Genomic DNA, 2,898 nt, shown 5'->3' with positions numbered 1-2,898 from the left:
CGCCGGCTGCCGAAACTCAAATCTTCTAAAGGTGGCACTTCTTCTGCATCAAATTCCACCCGCAATTTTCCCAATTGTAAAGTGCTGTTGGAATTTAAATCGCGGTCAAACCAAACCCGACCACCAAGCAATGCACCACGCGCAATCATATCATCAAGAAAGCTGGTCAAAGAGCGGGTAATGGCAATAACATGTTGACCAGTCAGATTCTCATCATTGGCCCAAGGGCGCAAATTGTTAATGATCGTTTTTTCCAAGGCTGCACGGGTGCGCACCACATTGACAAAGCGCCAGAGCGGATCACTGGAGGTGGTATGATTTCCCCATAAAATGCGGCCATTGGCAGCTACTTCTCCCTGCCCATTTTGGCTAAGTCGTGCTGGAATAAAGGTCGCAATATCGGCTTGGTTAAGGCGATTTGCCTCATGATCAATTTCCCCATCAAAATAGCTAATGGGGCGTGCTGTCCCTAAAATGCCATGCACATCTTGGTTGGAAGGAGACCAAAAAACACCGCCCTTTTGCTTGTCACGTTTGATAAACATGGCTGCTGCAAAAGGACTTGCGGGTTTAACACTAACACCCCCCTCACGATTTGCCACCCGTACAAAGGGATCAATCAAATAACAAAAGCGTGAGGAAAAATCTGCACGATAGGCAAGACTTTCTTGCGTGTTTTTACCCCCCGTATCAAAAACCGCAATCGCTTGTAGCTTTTCTGCAACCTGTTCCAAAGCATCTGCCACGGGGTTTTTGCCATTGTCAATCCGCCCTGCACTATAAGCCGGTGCTAAGAGAATTCCAGGTTCTACCCCCAAATGCCCCCGCGCATGCGCTAAGGCGTGCACACCGGTCAGGTGAGCGTTTGATCCCACCATCTCAGTTTGTGTCTCAGCAATGGTTGATTTTTCTTCTACCCGCACAAGGATAATTTGTGCCTCAATCCCCTGCGCGCACACGGCGTTAATGACATCAAAAGCCGTTCCCCTTCGCCCAAGCTTTTGGATTTTTTCTGTATCATGGGTGAAGACCAACACAGGCTCGTTAAGGGGAAAAACTTGGTTGTCAGCATCAGGGGCTGTAACAACCGCCCCAATAGCGGTCTGATCAAATGTTGCTAAAGGACGGGAATCCTCACCAGCCTCTACAATGCGAATCCCATGATTAAATTCTATTGCCATTTTGCTCTCCAAATCAATGAAGAGACCATAACAACAAGAGCTCCCTTTCATAAGTCTGACACTGTCAGTCAAAAAGCCCTTTTAAAGGGCTTTAAAGGGGACTTAAAGACGGAAGAGCATACAAGCCTTTAAACGCGCTTATACAAAGATCTTTAATTTAACTGCGCCATCACCACCCCGTCCAGCACCATTTACTGTTCCATCTTCACCATCTCGATAACCGCCACCGCCACCGCCGCCATATCCTTTTTCAGCTCCGCTTCCTCCATTGCCACCATACTGGCTTTTTCCTCCCTTACCTCCATTATTAGCTATACCACTACCACCACTCCCACCACTCCCACCTCCACCTGCTCCACCATAGGTACTATCCCCTCCATCACCGCCACAACTATCATTAAAGCCACCACCTCCTCCTCCGCCTCCATGCCAAGGATGTTCTTTTCCCGCATAACCATTATTATTACTACCACTTGCAGTTCCATAACCACCTGAAACTCCACCACCACTATTTCCACCAATATAACCGTTATTCCCCTTACCACCCCGTGCTGTAAGAATAGAACCAACTAGCGTATTACCACCATTAACACCATTTCCATATCCGCCTTTTCCAATAGCCACTACATCATTATTCTGTAATTGGCGTTTTTGAATCTTTAAAGAAATACATTCACCACCACCACCTCCTCCACGTTGGCCACCGCTCCCGCCACCTCCCCAAGCCATGATTTCAATATCAGTGTCATCTGTCACCCCATCAGGCCAAGGAATATTACCACTCTGCAACATAACGATTTCAATGTACTCTTCTTTACGCTTTTTGATTAAAGCATCCAAAAGAGCATCCACTTGCACCTTGGTATAAACAGCTTCACCATCAACTCTCAAAGGTCCTTTCAAGGTACTTCCATTTGTGCTTAAACTTGTCACCGTTTCACCATTATGAATAAGGCTAAACGACGAATTACCCAAGATCTCCAAGTCGTCACCCATGGTGACTTTACTGGTAAATTTATTATAACTTTGCCATTCATTTGGGCTGGCTAAGCGACCATAGCTTGTGAGATCTTCATTGATCTTGGCTCTAAAATCATCAAGCCCCACGATATCTTCGGTTTTATGTTGGTGTGCGCCTAATAGTGAGACAGCACTGCCAAAGGTAAAGTTATTGTTGCTTGATTTATAGAGAACATAATTGTTGGCAGCATCTTTTGCGCCTTCGATATCGCTTAAATCAGCAAATGAGAAAGTTTTATCCGCTGCCATTTTGCCATTGAGAGCGCTTTCTAGATTTGTGATTTCGCTTATGGTATGCGTGTGTTGTAAAGGTGCTTTTTCGTTTATCTTTTCCTCAACAGCCAAAAGAGCTTGATCAATTTTGGTCAAGTTTTCCCGCAAGATTGGGAATTCAGAACTGATAAAACGCCCCTCTTTAGGCAATTCCATGTCGAGTTTTTTGGTTTTGGTCATCTCTGTTCTCCCATCACAATATGCCGGCGCCAAAATCACACACCATTGATCGCGCTGCTGGTCCACCGGTAAGGGTCAATTTCAAGCGCGCTTGTTTGGCGCCTTTATCACTACTGATAAATTTGCGCTCTGTCCAAAGCGGCTCGGCAAGTTGTTCTGTTTCGTCGAGTTTCAAAGGGGTGAAACCACCATCATCCAGTTGCATCTCCAGTGAAAAGGTTGCACCGCCCGGTAAAAAGGTTTT

3 protein-coding genes are annotated in these 2,898 nt (G+C 46.0%); all 3 read right to left on the bottom strand.

Translation table 11 applies throughout. The annotated features are described in order from the left end of the window. On the bottom strand, positions 1–1,181 hold a 1,181-nt coding region (locus ACFIL8_RS08845), incomplete at its 3' end, for a phage tail sheath C-terminal domain-containing protein (protein WP_375689483.1). Between the two features lie 138 nt (positions 1,182–1,319). Further along, positions 1,320–2,654, bottom strand: a complete 1,335-nt coding sequence (locus tag ACFIL8_RS08840) for a Bgr_08870 family protein (RefSeq protein ID WP_375689481.1) — start codon at positions 2,652–2,654, stop codon at positions 1,320–1,322. A 13-nt stretch (positions 2,655–2,667) separates the two neighbouring features. Then, a partial coding sequence (locus ACFIL8_RS08835) for a hypothetical protein (protein ID WP_375689479.1) occupies positions 2,668–2,898 on the bottom strand: 231 nt, incomplete at its 5' end.

The sequence above is a fragment of the Bartonella sp. AP57NXGY genome, assembly GCF_042195805.1.
Lineage (GTDB): Bacteria > Pseudomonadota > Alphaproteobacteria > Rhizobiales > Rhizobiaceae > Bartonella.
This window is presented reverse-complemented; position numbering and strand designations above follow the sequence as displayed.